The sequence below is a fragment of the Candidatus Stygibacter australis genome (assembly GCA_030765845.1).
In the GTDB taxonomy this organism is placed as follows: Bacteria; Cloacimonadota; Cloacimonadia; order Cloacimonadales; family TCS61; genus Stygibacter; species Stygibacter australis.
This window is the reverse complement of the sequence record JAVCDJ010000239.1, coordinates 1-23,130: the sequence shown is the minus strand read 5'-3', so window position 1 is coordinate 23,130 and position 23,130 is coordinate 1. Positions and strand designations below refer to the sequence as shown.

Genomic DNA, 23,130 nt, shown 5'->3' with positions numbered 1-23,130 from the left:
TGGTTACAATTATATCTGTGAATGATGTTCCCATAGTGTTTATCAGTGATAATTTTAATTTTGAAGAGGACACGCAATTGATCATAGACCTCACTGAGTATATTTTTGATGTGGATAATAATGATCTGGATATAACTATTAGTAATAACTATCATACATCCTGGTCTATTGAAGGCATGCAATTGACTTTGAGTGCTGAGGAGAATTGGAACGGGATGGAAAATCTGACTCTTACTGCCAGTGATGGGGAAGCATCAGATTCTGATAATTTTATTGTGATAGTAACTCCAGTTAATGACCCTCCAGCGATTGATTTGCCTCCAGAGGTTAATTTTGCTGAAGATGGTCAATTGATCATTAATCTAAATAATTATTGTTCTGATCCTGATGGTGATCCCTTGAATTACTCCTGCCAGGATAGTCCAAATCTCAGTACTTCCATCACGGGAAGTTATATTATCATAAATGCTGAGGAGAACTGGAATGGCTGGGAATATTTATTGATCACAGTAACAGATGATAGTCAGGTAGATGCTATAGATTCTTTGCTGGTGATAGTTTCACCCGTTAATGATGCTCCAGTAATTGAGCTACCAGACAGCTTTAGTTTTGATGAGGATAGTCAGATAAATATTGATTTTTCGCAATATGTAGATGATATTGACGGCAATGATTTGAGTCTGCTTGTTTCTGGTAATTCCTATATCAACGTGCAGATAACAGGACTTGATGTTGCTCTTGATGCCCCTGAAAACTGGTGGGGAGAAGAGCAGCTGCAGTTTACAGTAAATGATGGTCAGATCAGAGCTACTGCCAGTGACCAGGTGCAGATAATTGTCAATCCAGTTAATGATCCACCGGAAATGGATTTGCCTGACCAACTTAGTTTCTATTCTTACAGCCAGATAACTGAAGATTTTTCTGAATATATCATAGACCCTGAGAATGATGAAATTTCATTAGCTGCAGATGGTAATGAAAATATCGTGGTGGAAATAACTAACCTGAATGTTACATTCTCTGCTGATCCTGGATGGACAGGCAGCGAGAATATTATTTTCACCGCAAGTGATGGAGAACTAAGTGCCGAGAGTATTATCAGTGTGGAAGTATTAGAGCCTAGCGAGATTCCTGACCTGATATTACCGGAAACAATCAGTTTTGCAGAAGACACTGTATTAATACGAGATTTTTCTGCCTATATTTTTAATACTGGAAGTTTTGACTTGGAATTAACCAGCATGGGAAATGACCAAATAATGATCGGGATCAATGGTTTAGAAGTGACCTTTTCTGCTGCTGCAGACTGGAATGGAATGGAAGAGATCAGTTTTATGATCAGCGATACGGTAGCTGGTTTTGAAGCATCAGATAGCGTGATAGTAAATGTGAACCCGGTAAATGACCCGCCTCAAATAGATTTACCAGCTGAGATCAGCTTTCTTGAAGATAGCAGCACTTCCTTTGATTGTGCTGAATATATCACCGATATAGATAATTCTGAATTCATCATATCTGTTACAGGTAATCAGATGATACTCGTAGGAATTGAGGGCTTAGTGCTCGATTTTGAAAGTATAACAAACTATTATGGCACAGAACAGCTTACAGTCACTGTGAATGATAATTCCGGCAGAGCCCTTGATTCTGATACTCTTAATGTAATTGTGGAGTCGGTAAATGATATCCCGGTTCTTAATTTACCAGACGAGATCATATTCAATGAAGATGAGATATATGGATTCAGTGTATTTGATTATATTAGTGATGCTGATGAAGATTCACTTCAGGTTAGTTTCAGCAGTAATTTCAATTGTGAATTCAACCAGGTAGAGGAAATAGTAAATATCATTCCACCAGCAGATTATTTCGGAGATGGTATTATCACTGTCGAAGTTTCAGATGGTATTGAAACCCTTTCAGATCAAATAGAGGTTACTATATATCCAGTGAATGATGCTCCGGTGCTTGATCTTCCAGACAGTTTCAATTTTCTTGAAGATGAATTGTTTACTTTTGATATCAGCGATTATGCCAGTGATGTTGATGGAGATAATCTCCTGATAAGTAATACCGGACCATTTTATATTTTTGTGGTGATCACAGGAACAATTGTGGAGCTGGAGCCTTTGAGCAATTGGAATGGCTCAGCAGAAATAACATTTACCGTAAGTGATGGACTGCTTTCTGACAGCGATGATGTGGATATTGTGGTGGAAGCTGTTAATGATATGCCCAGTTTGTCCGGTTTTCTGCCCCAGGAAACTGAGCTGCTGTATTATGGAGAAACAACTCTGGAATTTTATGTAAATGTGTATGATAATGATAGTGACCTTAATTATATCTGGTATGTGAATGATATTGATCAGGGTATAAATGCTGATAATATGGAATACAATTTCACCCAGAATGGTGAATATATTGTCAGTGTAGAAATTAGTGATGAAGAATATCAGCTCAATCAACAATGGCTGGTGACAATATACTCAGGTCCCGGCTGGAATGTGATTGTCTACACTAATTCCACGGTTATATATTCGCAGGTGACAATTGATAATGCTCCCGCTGGAGAAAATGATCTCGTGGGTGCATTTGTAGATGAAGAATGCCGCGGTATAGGTGAAATAGTAATCGATGGTAATAATTCATATTCTTCTTTCCTGATCCAGGGTGAAGCGGTAGAAACAGTGAATTTCAAGATATATTCCGCCGATAGTGAAGCAATATATGATGTGATCTATACTGCTCAAACCAATCCTGGTGGAGATCTTGGCTATCCCCCTGATAACCTGATACCTATTGCAGCATATTCTGTTCCTGGTCCCGGCTGGTTACCAGTTGATATATATGAAGATTGCACAACGGTTTATGCCACTGTTACCATTGATGGACAGGCAGCATCCGAAGAAGATGTGGTGGGCGCTTTTGATACTTCAGGAGAATGCCTTGGAGTGGGCACAATAGAATTTGATGATGACATCGCATTTTGTGAAATAGAAGTATTTCAGGATACTGCTGTAGAATTCAATTTCAAAGTCTGGGATGCATCTGTTAATGCGATCTTTGAGGATTATTCAGTTTATAATACTGATCCTCAGGGACAAATTGGAGAGCCGGGTAATGAAATTGAGATAGCTGTTATTTCTTCTGCTGGCCCCGGATGGGAAGCAGTTGTATATACGAACAGCACAACCGGATATTTTGTTATTACTATTAATAACGAACCTGCTGAAGCAGAAGAAGACCTTTTAGGAATATTTGTTGATGGTGAGTGCAGAGGTGTGGGAAATATTACAAATTATGAAGGTGAAACCATATCTACAGTAGAAATCCAGGGAGAAGATGTGGAAAGCTGCAATTTCAGAATATGGGATAATTCTGCCCAGGCTGTATATTATACTGATTTTGAGATTTCCACTGATCCAGGTGGAAATATTGGTTATCCTCCGGATGAAATTGAGCTTAGCTTCTGGAGTTATATTTTGCCCGAGTATCAGGAATTTCCACGACCCTGGAATGTGGTATATTACACTAATTCTACAGTAGCCTACGGCAGCTTGACAATTGATGATCAGCCGGTTTCAGCAGGTAATGAAATTGCTGCTTTTGCCGGTAATGAATGCAGGGGAGTTGCTCAAATAGTAATTACTGATGAGGAATCAATCTTCACCATGAATATCCAGGGTGATGGACCGGAAGCTGTGCAATTCAATTATTACGATATTTCAGAAGATCAGATATACAGCGTTGAATATTTCACAATTACTAATCCCGGTGGGGATATTGGCTATCCTCCAAATCTGCTGCCACTGGCTATTTACACAAATTTTGCCCCGGAAGTGAATTTACCTCCCGGATTCAGCTTTGATGAAGATGAAGTGGTATCAGAAGATATGAGCAGTTATATCATTGATCCTGATGGTGATGAACTCACTTTAGGCTTCAGTGGCAATATCCATATCAATATTGAAATTGACGGCATGATGGTAACTGCCTATGGAGAAGAAAACTGGAATGGAACTGAAATTGTAGATTATAGTGTTGATGATGGAAATGGTCATATTGTTACTGGCACTTTGGAATTGGAAGTGATCCCGGTCAATGATGCCCCAGATGTTAATCTACCATATAGTTTCACATTGCAGGAAGATTCGGATCTCACAGTTGATTTCAGTTTGTTCATCTCAGATATTGAAGGAGATGCCTGGACTCTTGCCTGTGAAACAGCAGAAAATATCGAAGTTGAAATAGAAGGCAGCATGGTTACTTTGATCCCAGCACTTAACTGGAATGGACAGGAAATATTAACGTTTAATGCCAGTGATGGTATGGATACTGGCTCAGATACCCTGCTGATAATAGTCAATCCCCAACCTGATGCTCCGATTGTTGATTTCCCTGACCAGATCGAAATTTATGAAAATGCCTATATCACATTCAATATTGCTGAACATATCAGCGATCCTGATGGGGATGAATTGACTATTTATGCCGAAGGAAATACTAATATATCTGTGGATGTTACTACAGATTCTATCACTTTTACCCCGACACCTGACTGGTCTGGCTTTGAAATTGTTACGATTCTTGCTGATGATGAAGCTATTCGACTGATTGGCTTTGATGAGATTGGATTCAATGTCATCCATGTGCATATACCACCGGAACTCTTCTTGCCCGAGCAGTTTGATATCCTGGAAGACAGCCCGGATACTTTTGATCTCAATCCTTATTTCTTAATTTATGAAGGTGAGGAATTTGCCTTCTCTGTCACGGGTAATGATTCGATCATTATTGCATTTGAAGGTGCTGATATGACAATTGATGCTCCTTTGAACTGGAATGGGATGGAAACAATTGTGATCACACTGGATGATGAACCAGGCAGACTTACTGTTTCAGATACAGTAAATATCATGGTGGAAGCGGTGAATGATCCTCCTGAGATAGTGGAATGGCTGCCAGAAGAACTTGAGCTGGAAGTAGTGATTGATACCACTATCACTTTTAGTGTGGTGGTAGAAGATGTAGATAGTGATGTGGGATACACCTGGTATGTAAATGAAATAGAGCAGCCGGCCAATGAAGCTGAATTTACAGTAACTTTTGCTGAAACAGGAGAATATGAAATTCAGTGCATGGCATATGATGAAGAAGAGGAACGCTATCAAACCTGGAATATTACTGTCATTCATGTTGATAATGATCCATCAGGACTTCAGGCAGTAACTGCTCTGACTGGAAACTACCCCAATCCCTTTAATCCTGCAACCACTATCAAATATTGCGTGCAACCGGAAGATCTGCCGGCAGTATTGAAAGTATTCAATCTGAAAGGCCAAAGTTTGAGAACCTGGAAGATTGAACAGTCCGGTTTGAGACAAATTACCTGGAATGGTTGCGATGGATCTGGTAAAATGCAGGCTTCCGGCGTTTATATCTATCAATTGCAAAGTGGTGCGGGGATAGATAGCAAGCGCATGCTTCTGTTGAAATAATGATAATCGAGTGCAAGATGAGAAAATTATTGTTACTAAGTTTATTATTGACCTTATCTCTTCTCTGTCAGGCAGATCCTGATTGGGTGCCTGTGGTATATACAAATTCCACAGTAGCATATTCAAGAGTGACTATTGATGATATCCCGGCAAATATCGGAGATATTATGGGAGCTTTTGTTGAAGCTGAGTGCAGGGGAGTAGGAGATATTGTGTTAGATAATGGTGAAACATTTTGTGTAATGAATATACAAGGCAATGTAAGCGAGCAGGTGAGTTTCCAGGTCTGGGATCAAAGCATCGACACGATCTGTTCTGTAGAATATACCACTATGACAGACCCTGGTTATGATATTGGTTATCCACCTGATTTTCTGCCAATTGAAGCATATTCCGGTAATCCCATTAATCATTATCCAGTAATGGAATTGCCAGAGAATTTTGTGATTCCGGAAGATATTCCGACTACTTATGATTTCAATGAATATTGCTATGATATTGATAATGACAACTTGTATATCACTGGCGAAAATAGTGAACATCTCAGCGTTTCAGCAGATGGCTTGATAGTTACATTTTCATCAGCTCAGGACTGGGTAGGTTTTGAATTTATCACTTTATGGCTTTCAGACGGCAACTTAATCGTTCATGACAGTGTGGAAATATACGTGACAGCTGTAAATGACCCGCCCGTGATCACTGATACCAGTCCAGATACAGGAGCAATTGAGGTTGAGCAAAATGATCCCTTCAATTTTGCTGTGATGGCTTATGACATAGATTCTGCCATCACCTATACTTGGTATCTTAATGATGCTGTGCAATCGACTACTGATTACATTTTCAATCACACATTTACTGAGATAAACACATATCAGGTGCGCTGCCTGGTTTCTGATGGTTATTATGATGTTGAAGCAGTATGGGATGTAACGGTTACAATTGAGCCGGTTAACGAGAATACCATAACTGACTTTCTGACTGTCTCACCTAATCCCTGCTCAGAAATCATAAATATTCAATGGCTGCCCGAAAGAAGAGAAATAATTAGTATTGCCATTTATGATCTGCGAGGTAGAAAAGTGATGTGTTTGCCACCCTCCAGATCGGGCAAAGTGTGTGCAAAAATCACCCAGCTTCCCGCAGGATTATACTTCCTGAAACTATCTTCTCCCACGCAAAATATCATCAGAAAAGTTACAGTCAGCCGATAAACAAAAATATAAAACATTCCCTTTCTTCATTTTCTGTTAAAGTAGGAAAACCTTACTATATCATCAAAGCAAATATTCCCCAGCACCTTTGCATCCGGACTGACCACGGCATAACATTACTTTGTTATGCCGTGGTCAGTCCGGATATTAAGGAGTTTCCATAAAACTGGCAAGTGTAAACCAGAAAGCAAATTGTCAGCTTGATTAGAGGATATTTACGTATCTGAGGAGTTCTGCCAGAGTTTTTTCATGGTTTCCTGGTAAGCTTCATATTTGATTCTTCCTAATTCTGTCAGTTTGAGGATAGTTTGGGGTTTTTTACCGACAAATCTTTTCTTTATTTCTATATATCCGGCTTTTTCCAGCTTTTGCAAATGTGTGGATAAGTTCCCTTTGGAAAGCCCCGTTGCTGCAAGGAGATAGAGAAAATCACCACTATCCAGCAGTGAGAGGTGCCTTATGATCAACAAACGAGCCGGCTCATGGATCAATTTATCAATTTCCAGGATAGGATTTTCATTCATCTTCATTATCCAGAACAGGGTAGCGTTTGATGAAGCTGAAGATTATTGGCAAACCAATTGCTATACCGAGGATACCCATCGCTAATCCACCCCAGAAAAGAGTATGCGGAAGTTTCACGATTATTCCCAAAACAAAAATTATTAACAAGACAGCACAATAGATGAAAAGACGGTAAGTATGGAAAACCATGATTCTATAAGCAGCTAATCCGATCGTAATTAAGGCAATAAAACAAAGTAAGTACATGGGAGTGTTTTCTTTGTCAGCAATCATGTCTGAACGTGATAAAATGTAATACAAAGAAAATATTAAGAAAGATATTATCAGGATGAAAATTCTCTTATTTCGTTTTCTTTTATTGGATTTAAGGATACTGAATTCCGCAAATCCAAAACGGGGCTGAACTATTACTTTTCTGAGATATTTGCTCAACCCATACATGATCACAATCAGGATAGGTACTGTATAGGTTAGCTCAAAATAATTTCCTAAGCTAAATAGAACGGAGATTATCCCAATTATTAAATCGATCACACCGCTTTCACCATAATATCTTTTTATGGTTTGCCTGGCGAACATTTTACTATCTTCCATTTTAACTCCTTGGTTTATACTACAAACCAGTTTTCAATAGCATCTTGTTTGTGTCAATATATTTATTGAGGTATCGATTGTGATAATGAATTTATTAGATATAGTGCTATTGATTACGGTTTAGGATAAGTATATCATAACTCAGGAAGGATTCAAAATCTAATTTTTAGAAGCGTCTATTAACTCCTGGATGGTGGTGGTGGCAAGGGCGAGGACTGTATCGGCGGCACCATAATAGATTTTCACTTCAGATTCTAGAAGAGCAAAACCTTCAGGATCATATTCTTCGACAATAATTCCGCAGGGGAAGCAGACATTTGGCACCTGTCCGGTAAGTTCGTAGAGTGTACGTGGTTCCATTATGTTGCAGGTGCAGCGTGAGATGACCTGGGCAGGATTATCTAAATCAGCGAGAAATACACCGGTTTGATAGATATATATTGAAGCGAGGTGAACAGCAATCCCATGATAAATTTGCAGCCATCCTTGTCTGGTTTTTATGGGTGGAGGTCCAGCTCCGATCATTTCATCCCAATAGTGAGGTCTGCCGACCATAACAGGAGCAACCGGCTGCCAATGGAGCAGATCCGGAGAGCGACTCAGCCAGATTTCACTGCCCGTGGCAGCAGTTTTATTGAGATTATTGCGATTAGGTCTGTCATATCTGAGGTATTCACCCTTGATTTTATGAGGGAAAAGGACTCCATTCCGATAATCGCCATTAGAGACAATTCCCAGAAATTTATAATCAATAAAATCATCTGTAACTCCAAGACCAAGTTCGCAACCATGATCAAAATCCATGGCAAACATGATGAAGTATCTATCATTTATCAGGTGAATACGCGGATCATAAATATGGTAGGGTTGCTTATGCAGTTTTTCCAGACCCTGCCAATGTATGATTTCCGGTCTGATATTGAAATGAATCCCATCTTCGCTGTCTGCGTAGAGCAGGAAGGTTTGTCTTCCGCGATTCTGTACCCGTAAGAGAAGTATATATTTATCATCAATTTTAATAGCTCCGGAATTGAAAACGGAGGTGGCATCAATGATCTGAGGTGGGATATCAGGTATCATTTCAGGAGTGATAATGGGATTAGCAGGATATCTATCCAGCATAATATCTCCTTTATTTAAAAGATTTTATAACTCGTAGTTTTTCGCTGTCAGCAGCGTGAAAACTAAAGAAACTGATGCCGTTAATGTCAAGTTTTAGAAGCAGTTCAATAGCTTTATAAAGCTGGGTGGGAGATAATGAAGGCAAGAAAATGCCGGCATGAATGGGCTTGTCCGTTTTCTGACGGCATTCTTTGACCGCCTGAGCAAGCCAGATAATATCCTGGTCATAAAAAACATTATACATCATGGGATAGAAGGCATCAATATTCCAAGAAGTCCAATCCTGGCGCACAAGATTTCGGGCAATATCAGGAGTAGGGAACACAGCAGCAGATATCTTTTTATCATAGGAATGAACCAGATCAGTAAGTTCATTAACAAGGGAAGATATACTTTGCCAGCGAAATATCCGCCAATTATCATCTAGGGCAGGATCTTTTATTGAACGGATATCATAGCCATAGATATTTTGAAAACTTGTAGTGCAGTTTGGGCAATAGCAGAAATCATACTGAGCCTCTTCTGTAGATTGAGACAAGTTATATTGCCTCTGGCATTTAGGAGGCAGGATAACATCCGCAAAACGAATATAATCAAGATGAAAGGCTTTCAATTCCGGGATCTGGCAGAATTGGGCAACTATGGTCTTCAGGTATGGAAGCACCTGTGGATGGTTTGGGCAGAGCCAGCGATAATAATTTACATAAGGAGGAAATTCAGCGGAACTTTCACCATTTCTACTAATAGCAAACCAGTCTTTATGTTCTCTTAAAATTTGCTCATCATTATTAATCAACATCATTTTCCATGTTTGAAAAAAAATATTTTTCTCTTGGGCGATAGAAGCGACAAGAACAGTCTTACTATAAGAACCGATAGCCAAAACCTCATCAATAGCATATTTCTCAAATTGGGTAAAAATGTCTTGCAATTCAGTTTTAGATTTATTCTGGAGATTTATCCAAAAGCTGAAATATTTTATTTTTTTTTCTTTCATTTTTTACTATCTTATTCATATACTCTTTAGGTAAATTATTGAAGAGTAGATAAAATGTCAAGTATAAGGAGTTGAAATGAGCAACAAAGCAAAAACTTATGATCATTTCCTGAAGCAGTTGTCAGAAGATGAAGTGGAAGTGATCAATTATCTGGTGGATACCATCAAGGAAGAATTACCTCAAGCAGAAATGGTAATGCATTGGGGTATGCCCGTTTTTAGAATCAGAGGTGAAGATATAATTGCGCTGGCAGTACAAAAGTATTACTATTCAATATATCTTTGGACAATGGATTGGACCAAGAAATATCCCAAAGAATTGAAATCATTAAATTTGGGAAAGGGTTGTTTACGGTTCAAAAAACTCAAACAACTGCCTGAACCTATGCTGAGAGATATAATCCAACAGGCTGGTAAGAGGAAGTAATTAACAAATTTAGAAACTGATAGCATCCTTTAAGCAATATTTGCTGGAAAGGGGAACTAATGTTTCCCCAAAGGATGAATTACCAGTAAAATGTGCGTCATTTAACAAAAAAAATAGAATTCAATCATACAGCAATTGACTAATTATCAATTTGTGTGATTACAATTAATAGGATATTTAATTTCGGCAATATATTGATGTAATATCTAAATAAAACACGATAAACTTAGAGTCCCTGTGAAATATAATCAGTACTAAGAACAGAATAGTAGTAACCTATAACTTGACCGTTAATTATTTATTCGTGGTCATGAGGAGCAAATTCCCAGTCCAAGGGTTCGGATATCTGGAAGGTGAATTTCTGGAGCCAGGAAAGCATGGAGGAAATATCGTATCCCGGCTGGATTAATAATTTATCCCTGTCATCATAAGTTTTATCAAGATCAATTGTGTTATCAGTAAAAAAGATATATTGTCCTGAGAGAATGGAATCTGGAATGGTTTTACCCCACATCCAAAGCTCAATGTCACCCTGTTTTCTGAAAGCCAGAGAATCTCTGAGAGCGATGAAGTAGGGGAGATTCTCTCCGGCAGAGATCACAGCAAGTTTTGAGGTAGGGTGAAATACATCTACAATACGGACATCTTCTGGATTGGGCTGATCAAAATGTTGGATCAAACCACTTACGCCTTTATAGATAAACCAGGCAGCAACGATGAGGGAGAGGATACGGGCAATGTATTTCATTTTTTTGATCTGAGTGAGCAGGCTGGCAAAGGCAAGAGGAACCAGATATAGAGTGGTGCCAAAAAAGAAGCCCATAAATAAAAGAATACCGGATATTATGCCGCCTAAATTTACTGCTTCAGAGAGAGCTATCAGAAATGCCGGACAGAAATTGATACCAGTGAGGATACCTAGCAAAAGCCCACTTCTGGTAATAGCAGCAACTCTTGGGACATGACATTTTTTTTCTGAGCGATCTGAGCGGATAACTGTAAGCACTAAATAGATGGAAAGCAGGATATTAGCAATTGCTCCATAAAAATTACGGTCAATACCAGAAATATTTGCTCCTGCCATTCCAGCGAGAGCACCGAATGTGAGGTATGATATAAATCTACCAGCGGAGATCTCACCAATAGCCAGCAGGCTCTTGCTCAGTTTGCGGTCAGAGGTCATGATATAGGGCAGATAGATGGGAGTGCAGGTCATCAGGCAGAGTGAGCCAGTTGAAATGCCCAGGAAGAATCCTTCCAGTAGTGCTTTGATCATATAAATTCCTAAAAATAGTATTCGAGTACTATTTGATGCAGGGAGGATTGTGTGCCGTCAAAATCCTGCGTAATGCCAAACTGGTAGCCAATATTGAAACGATGAGCGATAAATTCCCAGCCGGAGCCAGCGTTTAATTCATAATCCAGCCAGCGGTCATCACCGAGGAAATATCTGCCATTTGAATAGAGCTTGAAGTTATTTAGATAATATTGAGCAGCATAATTGAATGCCATAACCTCAGAATCAAATTCGTAGAGAGCACCTAATTGAGCAAAGGAAAGCTGATTATTTTCTGAAACGCTGAAATTTCGCCTGATATTGGTTTCATACCAGGAGTTTCCCAAATAAATCTCAGACATTTCATCATCAAGCCAGCCTTGCCAGTTCAAGATATTCAGCAGAGTCCAGTCCTGAGCAAATTTACTGCTGAGGCGGGTGTATGTGCGAATATAATTAGTGAGTTCGTCATCCAGATCAGAATATCCTATTTGCACATCCTGAGTGAGGAAATGGATATAATTCAAACGGTGTTCATATTCACCCTGCAGGTAATAGCTGGAATAATTAAAACTCTCATTTTCATTAAGATCATTGAAAGTATCCCAGTTAGCGGTAAGCAGCAGATCCTGCGAAAGCCAGTGACCAGCAGCTATTTCCCAGAGCAGATCATTTTCCCGAATGGATTTACTTGATTGTTCTCTGCCGCTATGTTTATCGTAGGCAGTGGAGATATAGTCAGCTTTCAAGTCAAAATACAGTTTGCGATTATCATAATTATAGTTACCACCCAAACTAAGGGAATTGTCATATTGATATAGACCATTAATTCCAGAAATCTCAGTGAGGTGATCATCCTGGGGTGAAATGCCCAGACCTAAATAGAGATCAAGAGCCCAGTTTTCCTTTATCTGCCACGCATGAAGAATATTTCTGGCAATGCTTTCCTGGTAGTAAGTAGCAATATTATCCTGAACTTCAGAGTATTTTATCTGGGTAGAATTATAGAAAGACCAGTTACCGGCATCTGCTGTGATATAAGAATAAAGCCTGCTGACTATGCCATCTTCTGAATCAGAGCCAAGGGATAAAGTTAACTGACCATCAGCATTCAGGAGAGCGAATAAACATATAAATATCAAAAGTGTAATTCTTTTCATTTATTCTCCTAATGAATAGCTTTTTCAGGGCAGACAGCAACGCACTGACCGCATTGCTGGCATTTGCTTTGAATGATGAAGGCTTTATCGCCTTGATATACAATGGCATTATGAGGACATGCTTCCAGGCACCTGCCGCAGGCAAGGCAGCTTTCAGAATCAACAACGTAGGAATAGGCAGTAGCTATTTTGCAGGCAGCTATCAAGAGGCTAAAGAGAATGATAATTAATACAATCCGGTATATTTTCCTTTTCATGATGTTACCTGATAGCGTTATATTTGCAGCCGGTTACGCAGAGCTTACAATCAATGCACTTATTTTGATCAATCACGGCTTTTCCATTTTGAAGTGTGATGGCACCTATGGGGCAGATATTTACACAGTCTCCACACCCCACACAATCAGCTTTCCAGATTGCCGGTTTGCGGGAAGCTGCTAATACCAGTAAAAGTGCAAGTAACACAACCGCGATAATAATTTTCTTTTTCATTAAAAACTCCTCATTAATATCCTACAACCCACAGTCGAATAGCACCCCTGGGGCAGGGCAGACAATCACCACAAGCTTCACATAGATCAGGATTTATCACCTTATAGGGTCCGGCATCACTTATGGCGTTCAGATCGCAGTCATAAATGCAATTACTACAGTCATTACACACGCTGGAAACTATCTGATAAACTATTTTTCCACCCGGACTGTTTGATATATCACCCATGTTGCCTGCTTCATCCACTGCTCTCACAGCAAAATAATATACAGTACCAGAAGACAGACCAGTTACAACACAACTTTCATTTGAACCAGCAGGACCGGGATCAGGTGGAGAATTGAACGAATTAGAGGAATTCCAGTTATTTTGAGTGATTGGTGATGTCCGATAGCGTATTTTCGTAGGATCACAAGTGCCAGTATTGCCATCATCTCCAGGAGCTGTCCAATTAATGGTTATGCGGTTAGTATAGTAAGTTTGCCCATCATCTACTGAAATATCACTAATAGCAGCGGGAGGAGTAACATCAATTTCCATTTCGATCAGGGCATCACAAATATTGGAAATATCAGAGATATTGTTATTATCATCTTCTGCTTTTATCGCAAAATAATAAGTGATATTCCCTTCCAGATTAGTGATATTAATAGATTCAGGACTTCCTGCAGAAGCTGGGGGAGAAGTGGGAATGGATGTGGCATTAAGCCAATTTAGTTCATTAATAGGCACAGTATAGCTTCTGAGATCATAACTGACTGCTGTGCCGCTATTGCCATCATCTCCGGTAGCCGTCCATGATAAAGTCACTGTTTCATCGATCACTTCTGCACTAAGATCAATAATTGCGGCAGGAGGTGTGGTATCCAGGGGAATTATGGCTGTGGCATTATTAGATATCTGGGAAATATTAGCAGCTTCATCGGTGGCAGTTATAGCAAAATACCAGGTGATACCTGTTTCCAGAAAGTCTATAGTGATAGATTCCTGGGTGCCTGCTGCTGCCGGGAAAGGCAGATCTTCTATTTGATCAGCGGTTTCCAGATCAGTTTCAGTGAGTTCCTGCTGTGCGTAATATAAACTGTATTCTGAGGCAGTTCCCGTATTGCCGTCATCCCCGGTAGCTGTCCAGCTAAGGATGATCTCAGGATCATTGATCTGAGTTGCCAGATCAGTAACTGGAGCGGGTGCTTCCATATCAGGTATAGCTTCCGTTATGGCAGAAGCTGAATTGGAAATATTAGAAATATTATTTATTTCATCATAAGCTTTTAGGGCAAAGAAATACTCCGTTTCAGGTGTTAAACCGCTGATAGTGATGTTCTCTGTGGCTCCTGCAGGTTGAGGTGTGATATTCTGGATATACTCAATAGCATCTATCCAGGTAGTGGCAGTGATCTCGCTATCTGCATAGCGGATTTCATAAGCAGTTGCTGTGCCGTCTGAGCCATTATCACCCGTAGCCGTCCAGGAGAGTGGTATAGTGGTATTGCCCGGAGTTCCTGCTATCAGATCAGTAATATCAGCAGGAGCAGTAATATCCGTAGTAGCTTCTGCTGAGGCATTATTAGAAAGCTGGCTGATATTTCCGGCAGCATCAAGTGATCTAATGGCAAAATATAATAATCCACTTGGCTCAGTGAATTCCAGAAGTAGTTCTTCCCAAGATCCTGGTGCCTGCGGTGCAGCTTCATATACTATATCCTGGGCATTATCCCAATTAGTATCAGTAATTTCTTCTGCCGAAGATCTAATTGCATAAGCGACAACATTTGCGCGAGGGTCTGGATCAGCAGGTGCTGTCCATTGCAGAGTTATCGTATATTCTGTGCTGATCGTGGTGAGATCAGTAACAGGGTCAGGACTGATCAGATCAAAATATTCACCTTTAACGGTAATTTGAGCTTCAGCAGGCTGGGAGGTGTGTCCCACTTCATCAAAGGCTGCTATGCTAACTATCAAAGTATCATTTTCAGGCATATTGCTGATTTGCCAGATTTCCATAGCACCACTATATTGAGGTAGTGGAGGCGTGAAATCAGTAGCTAAGGCATTACCTGTCAGGTCATTTATTTCCAGATCATAAAGATAGGCGATACCGGTAAGTGAATCATCTCCTGGTGCAAAAAAACTGATCTCTATCATGCCAATACTATCAGAGAGGACAGTGATATTTTGTGGAGTTGCGGGAGCAATGAGATCGGGGAGTCGCGTGATGGCATCATACTGGCATTCGAAATCATTGAGGCAATCATAACAGCTAATGCACCTGTTCTGGTCTATAAACACTTTTCCTGAGGCTTCATCAATGATAAAAGCATCCTGGGGACATTGAAAATCATCAATACATTCATAGCAGGCAGTGCATTGAGAAAACTCGACTCGAGGTGTTTTATCAAGATCATCTGCTTTCGTTACATCATCAGAGCAGCTAAATAGGGCAATTAATATGATCAGGGCAAATAGTATTTCAACTATTCTGGTTTTCATATTTTCTTTCCTTGTAATTCTCTTTTTTGTTTGGTTAAAACCGGACAGCATAATTCGCAGCGATGGCAGTATATACATTCTACATCGTTTACTTTTTCGCTTTTTTGAACTTTTATCCGCATGGGACAATAATCATCGCAGAGCATGCAGTCCACACAGCAATCTTTACTCCACCAGACCTTATTTCGGGGAAGATGTAATATTTTGCCTATCCATTGGGTGATATTTAAAAGTGCAGCATAAGGGCAGAGGTAATTGCACCAGAAGCGTTCAATAAAAAAGCCAGCAATGGTGATCACACCTAAACTGAGTACTCCAGCGATTCTGACGTTCTGGATATGGGCAATACTCACAACTGGACAGAACTTCATATAGATATAGCTGAGTCCCAGCCAGGCAAGAATTGCTGTTGCCAGCAGGATCAGGTATTTAAGCCATTTCAAGTAATTATGCACAGATTGGGGTAGAGCGCTTTTGTAATCGCGTTTACCGGATTTTTTATTCAAACTGAAGATCAGCTCTTGGATAGTACCAAAAGGGCAGGCATAGCCGCAAAATCTTCTGCCAATAAACATGGTCAGCAGCAAAATTGCCAATCCACTGATAAGCGCCGCCGGAAACATCCAGTTCCCAAGTGATTGACCCAGATTAAGGCAGCCAAAACAGACAGCCGATTGGGGACAATAAGCGTGAGCTATTTGCAATATACCGGAAATCAGGAGTGCAAACAGGGCAATCGATACTGCCAGGAAAAATAATTGGATATTTCTGCGGATCTTATCTAATTTAAGCATTATTAATTTTCAATGGCTCCAACTGGACAGCCTTTCCAGCCCTGTCCATTACCATTAGCGCAAATACCGCACTGGATACATTTATTCACATTAATAACTGCTTTGCCTTTTTGCATACTGATAGCACCCACAGGGCAGCTTTTCACGCACAAACGGCAGCTTATACAACGTGAGGCATTAACCTGATAACCTGAAGTGGATGATTGCTCTTCATCTTCCAGTGCGGGAAGATAAGTAATATCGGATTTAATGAGCTCTATCACCTGCAATACGGCATCCTGCATATTGCCTTTAACTTTGATTGTATCTCCTGCTGCCAGTTCAAGGGCTACACCATCTGTGTTAGAAAGGGTGCCAAGTTCTAAGCCAAACATATTACTTCCGGTATTCAAAAACCAGATACCACTTACCTGCATCAGGCTACCTTCATATTCAAGCACCTCAACTGCAGCTTCTTCAGCATATAAGGTAGAGAATAAAATTATTACTGCCAGTAATATTATCATAAAATATTTATACATAATCCAAGACCTCCATATTAATACGCAAGTTTTTAAATAAGCAATAATAAGTCCACACAAAATTTATTTTTTATTTTTTACCTAAAGACTGCAATCTAACTGAGTTATAGGGGTTCAGTAAAATCTTCATAATTGTAATGATTACAAAACTGTTAACAATATTAACCGCATGTCACTTATTTGTAACAGTTTTGACAGGTAATTGAACTGAGAAATTATGTGTCTAAATGTTTTAAAAGGCTCCAGGCTGCCTGCGTAGGCGGTATTTTACCTTCTATCACATCTTTTTCCAGTTGCGGGATCATAGCTTTTATTTTAGGATCTGTATAGAATCTATTCAAAAGACGTTCACTCACCAGATCGTGAACCCAGCCCAGATTCTGCTGATTACGTCTCTGCTCAAATACTCCTGATTTTCGTACTTCTTCTTCAAATCGTTTGATCATTTCCCAGACCGGATAGATACCTTCACCAGTTAGTGCAGAGCAGGTGAGCGTTTCAGGAGTCCAGCCTTTAGTAGGTGATTTCAGATAGTGCAGGGCATTGGCAAAATCACGCTTAGCGATTTCAGCTCTTTTGATATTATCACCATCCGCTTTATTGATCAGGATAGCATCTGCAAGTTCGATCACACCTTTCTTGATCCCCTGCAGTTCATCCCCGGCACCAGAGATTTTAAGCAGCAGAAAGAAATCAACCATACTGCGCACAGTTATCTCATTTTGTCCCACACCCACAGTCTCAATAAAAATTATATCAAATCCGGCAGCTTCACAGATCAAGGTCGTTTCACGCGTTTTCCTGGTTACTCCACCTAATTTTCCACCTGAGGGAGAAGGACGAATAAAGCAGTTCTGGTGCCTGGAAAGCATTTCCATCCTTGTTTTATCACCAAGTACACTTCCTTTGGATAAGGATGATGACGGATCAACTGCCAGAACAGCCAGTTGCAGGTCTTCTTTCATTAGCTGACACCCGAGGGCTTCGATAAAGCTGCTCTTTCCTGCTCCGGGTACGCCTGTGATGCCAATCCGCAGAGAATTGCCTGTGTAGGGGAGAAGCTGACGCAGCACTTCCTGACCCATCTCAAAATGTTTTTCTGAATTGCTTTCTATCAGGGTGATTGTCTGAGCTAAAATAGTCCGGTCCTGCTCCAGAACACCATTTACGTAATCTTCTATGCCCAGTTTACGTTTTGCCGGTGTTTTTCTGTTTATGTCAGACTTCTTTCCCGGCATCCCATCATGCTGGCTTTCTTTGCCCTTCACGACTTTAGTGGCAAATTCTTTCCCGGCATTTTCCGGTGCCCATTCAGGTTTATTCTTATTGCTCATTATTTCCCCACTAAGTTATTGAGTTAAGGCGATGTACTCATCGAATTGACTTAAGAACGGCAATTTTATACCCCCGCAGTCTTAAGTCAATCTACTGAGTACAGTATCTTAACTCAATACTCCGCTTAATTCGTCTTATGTCTCACGAATCAACTCATCTAATATCTTTTTGGCTGCCACTGGGAGTACTGTGCCCGGACCAAAAATCGCCGCCGCTCCGTGCTCATATAAGAAATCATAATCCTGTGCCGGGATCACTCCGCCCACTACTATCATAATATCTTCTCTACCCAGCTTTTTTAATTCTTCCACAAGTTGAGGTAAGAGAACCTTATGACCAGCAGCCAGCGAGCTCATACCTACCACATGCACATCATTTTCCACTGCCTGACGGGCAGTTTCTTCCGGAGTCTGGAATAAGGGGCCAATATCCACATCAAATCCCATATCTGCATAAGCAGTAGCCACCACTTTTGCTCCCCGGTCATGTCCATCCTGACCCATCTTAGCGATCATAATGCGGGGACGGCGTCCTTCCAGCTCTTCAAATTTATCTGCCAGATCACGTACTGCCTGCACTTCGTCTTGCTCGGCATATTCGCTGCTATAAACTCCACTAATAGATCTTATCACTGCTTTATGCCTCCCATATATTTTTTCTATGGCATCAGATATCTCACCTAAGGTTGCCCGTGCTCTTGCTGCTATCACTGCCAGTTCCAGCAGGTTACCTTCTCCGCTTTCAGTAGCTTTAGTGATTGCTTTCAAGGCTGCATCCACTGACTTATCATCGCGCTCTGCTTTCAATTTTGCCAGTCTTTCCAATTGCGAGATTCGCACTGCTGTATTATCAACTTCCAGAATATCCATCGCTGCTTCTTTGTCCAGCCTATATTTATTAACGCCCACGATAATTTCCTTACCGGAATCTATATGAGCCTGTCTGCGAGCTGCGGCTTCTTCTATTCTCATCTTGGGAATTCCGGTTTCGATAGCCTTAGCCATGCCACCCAGTTCTTCCACTTCCATGATGTGTTCCCAGCCCTTCTGGATGAGATAGTCTGTGAGTGTTTCCACGTAGTATGAGCCACCCCAGGGATCGATCACATCACAGATCCCTGTTTCATGCTGCAGGAATAACTGGGTATTACGGGCAATTCGGGCACTGAAATCTGTAGGCAGAGCAATTGCTTCATCCAGAGAATTCGTATGCAGGCTTTGTGTGTGACCCATAGTCGCTGCCAATGCTTCCACGCAGGTTCTTGCCACATTGTTATATGGATCCTGCTCCGTAAGTGACCAACCGGAGGTTTGCGAGTGCGTCCGCAGTGACATTGATTTCGGATTCTTTGGATTATATTTATTCACTATCTTTGCCCACAGCACTCGGGCTGCTCTCAGCTTGGCAACTTCCATAAAGTAGTTCATGCCTTCTGCCCAGAAGAATGAAACCCGCGGGGCAAAAGCATCAATATCCAATCCTGCTTCTATTCCGCAACGCAAATATTGCCAGCCGTCTGCCAGGGTATATGCCATTTCCAGATCAGCAGTTGCCCCAGCTTCCTGCATGTGGTAGCCGGATACTGAGATACTGTTGAATTTGGGCATATATTTGCTGGTGAAGGCAAAAATATCACTGATAATGCGCATAGATTGCGTTGGCGGATAGATATAAGTATTACGGACCATATATTCTTTCAAAATATCATTCTGGATTGTTCCTGCCAGCTCTTCCCATCTCACCCCTTGTTCTTCCGCTGTGACTATATAAAACGCCATGATCGGCAATACCGCCCCATTCATAGTCATAGATACCGATATATCACCCAGAGGTATCTGATCAAAGAGTATCTTCATATCCAAGATGGAATCTATCGCCACTCCTGCTTTGCCCACATCTCCTACTACTCGCTCATGATCACTGTCATATCCGCGATGCGTAGGCAGATCAAAGGCTACAGATAGTCCCTTTTGACCAGCAGCCAGATTACGCCGATAAAAGGCATTACTCTCTTCTGCTGTGCTGAAGCCTGCGTATTGGCGCACAGTCCAGGGACGCATGCAATACATGGTGGCATAGGGACCGCGCAAAAATGGCGGAACACCGGCAGCAAAATCCAGATGCTCAAATTCTTTGGTGTCTTCTCTGGTATAAAGTGGTTTCACCTGATACTTCTCATTGGTTTCCCACAGCATTTCATCAAGTTTTCTGCCTGTTTTTTGTTCTACTACTTTCTGCCAGCTACTCAAATCACCTTTAACTGCAAGCTTTTCTAAATTTATTTTACTGAAATCAGGATTTTTCATTATTTCACTCCTGCCATATTCTGGGCTGCATTCAATACTTCCAGAGCATTTGCTCTCACATGAATGAATTTATCTATTCCGGCTATTTCATAGGTTTCAATCATATCTTTAGGGTATCCCGCCAGGATCAGCATTGCATCAGGCTTAGCTGTTTTCACTATAAGACAGATTTTAGGTACTATCTCAGGATAGATAGCATCAGTAGAGCAGATAACCACGATTTCTGCTTTTGAGGCAATTGCTGCTTTTCCAGCTTCCACCCCAGTAGCAAAGCCCCCCTGATCAATAACTTCAAATCCACCTACTTCCATAAATCCCCGTGAAAATTCTGCCCGGGCTTTATATTGTCCCACGCCACCAATATTCGCCAGAAATACTCGTGCTGCTTTGCCTGTCTTAGCAATATGAGCAGCCATCTTCAGGCGTAAATTCTCAAATGGTTCTGCCAGTCTGGTTTGTGATATTGCTTCCATAACGGTATTTTCACTAAGATTCATACCTTTGGTGATCACTCCAATGGTCGCTCCTTTTAGATAGGCATCCTTGATGCTGTAAGCGCACTGCTCGATCTTCAAATCACCTTTACGCAGTGATTTTATCTCATTGCTGCGCCGGCAGGTAATGCCCGGATAATCCACGTTCCTTGCTTCCAGAGGAGTTTCCAGAAGATTGGCATACATATTGATGCCTACCAGCACATTTTTACGGCTGGCAAGATTATCACTTCTTATTTTCGCCACTTTCTCTACTATATCTTTCACTTTTCCACTTAATAAGAGTTCACTGAATGAGCCTTCTGCTTCCAGCATTTGAAAACTTGACCAGGCTTTTTCTGCCAGCATCTGGGTAAGCTCTTCAATATACCAGCTTCCGCCAGCAGGGTCGATCACATGCCCCAGATGACTTTCTTCACTTAAGATGATCTGCTGATTTCGGGCTATGCGACGACTGAATTCATCAGATTGCCTGATCACTTCATCAAATTCGCCAATGTGTATACTATCCACTCCGCCGATCACGCCGGCAAATGCCTCAGTAGTCGTCCGCAGCATATTCACATAAGGGTCATTCTTAGTTTTATTATATATTCCTGTGCGTCCATGAATTCGCATTCTGGCAGATTCATCATTCCCGCCAAAGCCTTTTACAACCTGACTCCAGAGGATTCGAGCTGCTCTCAGCTTTGCTATTTCCATAAAAAGATTTCCGCCCAGTGCCAAACTGAACTGGATGCGCGGTGCTATCTCATCTATCTCAAGTCCAAATTTATTCAGATTTCTAATGTATTCTGCCCCGGTTGCCAGGGCAAATGCCAGCTCTTCCACAGCACTTGCTCCTGCATTATGATAAACTATAGTATTTATCTCAATTGTTCTTAAGTGGGCTTCAGTTTCTTTTGCCCAGATGATTAGCCCTGTCATCTTGCCGTAGGCTTCTGTGAGAGAACAGCTTATGCTGCCCAGCTCAGCAAGTTGACCCAGAGGATCAGCACCCACGCAGCCTTGAAGTCTGGCAGCGTCTATACCGTGTTTTTCACAATATGCAGCCAGCAGCATAGCATATTCCAGTCCGGAATTCCCCGCTTGAGTATACACATCTACGTAATCAAGCTCTACATCAGCAAGTGCCTTTTCCAGATCGCTTAGACAGGAAATGGATGTACCATTTTTGCCCACTGTTCCAGATTTAGCTTCATCAGGATCTTTGCCTGCCTTGCCAGCTTCATCTATCACCAGGTTCACTGCATCCTGTCCCCGCTTGAGACTAACTAATAAGGCTGCATTAAAATCTTCTGCCAAAGGAAGCCTGATCTCCTGGGCGATTTTCCATGCTGAATGCAGATAACCTTCGGCTTGTGTTCCGCGAACATTGCTGCCTTCACCGGGCAATTCATCAATATGAGAAACCTTGTCCCACACCTCACGACGATATTGAGGCTCAAGCGTAAGTCCCTCATAAGTAGATGTGCGCAGCACCTTATCAAAAGGTTTACCCTTCAGCAGCTTTTCTGCTGCTGCCAGCCACGCTGCATCACTGGTGCCAGAAAATTCACTCAGCAGACCTTTTATCCTCTGCTTTTCCTCTTGTTCCATCCAGTCCTCCAGAGATATTTATTATTTTTCGCTACCTTGTTTAACCACCCCCATTTACCGTCAAGTGAAATCCCCCTCTAATGCACCGGATTAATTCGGATAATGTAATGTAAGAGTCTTTAACACAAAGGTCAAAGAGAACACAGAGTAATGAAATGTAAGAATATTTTAACCACGGAAGGCACGGAATACACAGAAAAATGAAATGTGATGCAATGTAAGGATTCAGGAGTTCTGAACGGTACTCCGGACAAGACTTCTGGGATCCGACAGAGAATAGAAATA

Annotated in this window: 17 protein-coding genes; 3 read left to right on the top strand and 14 right to left on the bottom strand. The window is 41.1% G+C overall.

What is annotated here, in order from left to right; all coding sequences use genetic code 11:
• Positions 1–35: 35 nt before the first annotated feature.
• Together RAO94_12345 and RAO94_12340 are read left to right on the top strand one after the other, a co-directional pair.
• Complete coding sequence (locus RAO94_12345; protein ID MDP8323130.1) at positions 36–5,498, top strand: tandem-95 repeat protein; 5,463 nt, start codon at positions 36–38, stop codon at positions 5,496–5,498.
• Between the two features lie 17 nt (positions 5,499–5,515).
• Positions 5,516–6,712: a T9SS type A sorting domain-containing protein gene (locus RAO94_12340; GenBank protein ID MDP8323129.1), complete on the top strand. Its 1,197-nt coding sequence runs from the start codon at positions 5,516–5,518 to the stop codon at positions 6,710–6,712.
• Between the two features lie 215 nt (positions 6,713–6,927).
• On the opposite strand, the gene RAO94_12335 is transcribed toward RAO94_12340, so the two are convergent.
• The 4 genes from RAO94_12335 to RAO94_12320 all read right to left on the bottom strand — a co-directional run bounded on the left by RAO94_12335 (position 6,928) and on the right by RAO94_12320 (position 9,950).
• Positions 6,928–7,242: a transcriptional regulator gene (locus RAO94_12335; protein MDP8323128.1), complete on the bottom strand. Its 315-nt coding sequence runs from the start codon at positions 7,240–7,242 to the stop codon at positions 6,928–6,930.
• Entirely contained in the window at positions 7,229–7,831 is a 603-nt protein-coding gene (locus tag RAO94_12330) for a hypothetical protein (GenBank protein MDP8323127.1), read from the bottom strand. Before RAO94_12330 ends, RAO94_12335 begins: the two co-directional genes overlap by 14 nt.
• Before the next feature lie 159 nt (positions 7,832–7,990).
• Entirely contained in the window at positions 7,991–8,953 is a 963-nt protein-coding gene (locus tag RAO94_12325; protein ID MDP8323126.1) for a glycoside hydrolase family 130 protein, read from the bottom strand.
• A gap of 10 nt (positions 8,954–8,963) precedes the next feature.
• A complete protein-coding gene (locus tag RAO94_12320; GenBank protein MDP8323125.1) occupies positions 8,964–9,950 on the bottom strand; it encodes a hypothetical protein in 987 nt (328 codons plus the stop codon).
• Between the two features lie 76 nt (positions 9,951–10,026).
• Between RAO94_12320 and RAO94_12315 the strand changes: the two genes are divergently transcribed.
• Entirely contained in the window at positions 10,027–10,377 is a 351-nt protein-coding gene (locus RAO94_12315) for a DUF1801 domain-containing protein (GenBank protein MDP8323124.1), read from the top strand.
• Positions 10,378–10,675: 298 nt separating this feature from the next.
• Here RAO94_12315 and RAO94_12310 read toward each other — a convergent pair whose 3' ends face one another.
• The 10 genes from RAO94_12310 to RAO94_12265 all read right to left on the bottom strand — a co-directional run bounded on the left by RAO94_12310 (position 10,676) and on the right by RAO94_12265 (position 22,845).
• Positions 10,676–11,653: a sulfite exporter TauE/SafE family protein gene (locus tag RAO94_12310; protein ID MDP8323123.1), complete on the bottom strand. Its 978-nt coding sequence runs from the start codon at positions 11,651–11,653 to the stop codon at positions 10,676–10,678.
• A gap of 8 nt (positions 11,654–11,661) precedes the next feature.
• On the bottom strand, positions 11,662–12,813 hold the full coding sequence (locus RAO94_12305; protein MDP8323122.1) for a hypothetical protein: 1,152 nt from the start codon (positions 12,811–12,813) through the stop codon (positions 11,662–11,664).
• Between the two features lie 8 nt (positions 12,814–12,821).
• Complete coding sequence (locus RAO94_12300) at positions 12,822–13,070, bottom strand: 4Fe-4S binding protein (protein MDP8323121.1); 249 nt, start codon at positions 13,068–13,070, stop codon at positions 12,822–12,824.
• Positions 13,071–13,074: 4 nt separating this feature from the next.
• The gene (locus tag RAO94_12295) at positions 13,075–13,305 is read right to left on the bottom strand and encodes a 4Fe-4S binding protein (GenBank protein MDP8323120.1); all 231 of its coding nucleotides are present in this window, start codon (positions 13,303–13,305) and stop codon (positions 13,075–13,077) included.
• Between the two features lie 13 nt (positions 13,306–13,318).
• Positions 13,319–15,796, bottom strand: coding sequence for a hypothetical protein (locus tag RAO94_12290; protein MDP8323119.1), 2,478 nt, complete (start codon positions 15,794–15,796; stop codon positions 13,319–13,321).
• Positions 15,793–16,590 (bottom strand): 4Fe-4S binding protein, encoded by a 798-nt coding sequence (locus RAO94_12285; protein ID MDP8323118.1) that lies wholly within the window; start codon positions 16,588–16,590, stop codon positions 15,793–15,795. The genes RAO94_12290 and RAO94_12285 overlap by 4 nt, the downstream gene beginning before the upstream one ends.
• Before the next feature lie 2 nt (positions 16,591–16,592).
• Positions 16,593–17,111, bottom strand: coding sequence for a 4Fe-4S binding protein (locus RAO94_12280; protein ID MDP8323117.1), 519 nt, complete (start codon positions 17,109–17,111; stop codon positions 16,593–16,595).
• A 215-nt stretch (positions 17,112–17,326) separates the two neighbouring features.
• Positions 17,327–18,445, bottom strand: coding sequence for a methylmalonyl Co-A mutase-associated GTPase MeaB (gene meaB / locus RAO94_12275; GenBank protein ID MDP8323116.1), 1,119 nt, complete (start codon positions 18,443–18,445; stop codon positions 17,327–17,329).
• 135 nt (positions 18,446–18,580) lie between these two features.
• Entirely contained in the window at positions 18,581–20,752 is a 2,172-nt protein-coding gene (gene scpA / locus RAO94_12270) for a methylmalonyl-CoA mutase (GenBank protein ID MDP8323115.1), read from the bottom strand.
• Positions 20,752–22,845, bottom strand: a complete 2,094-nt coding sequence (locus tag RAO94_12265; GenBank protein MDP8323114.1) for a methylmalonyl-CoA mutase family protein — start codon at positions 22,843–22,845, stop codon at positions 20,752–20,754. Before RAO94_12265 ends, scpA begins: the two co-directional genes overlap by 1 nt.
• Positions 22,846–23,130 lie beyond the last annotated feature (285 nt).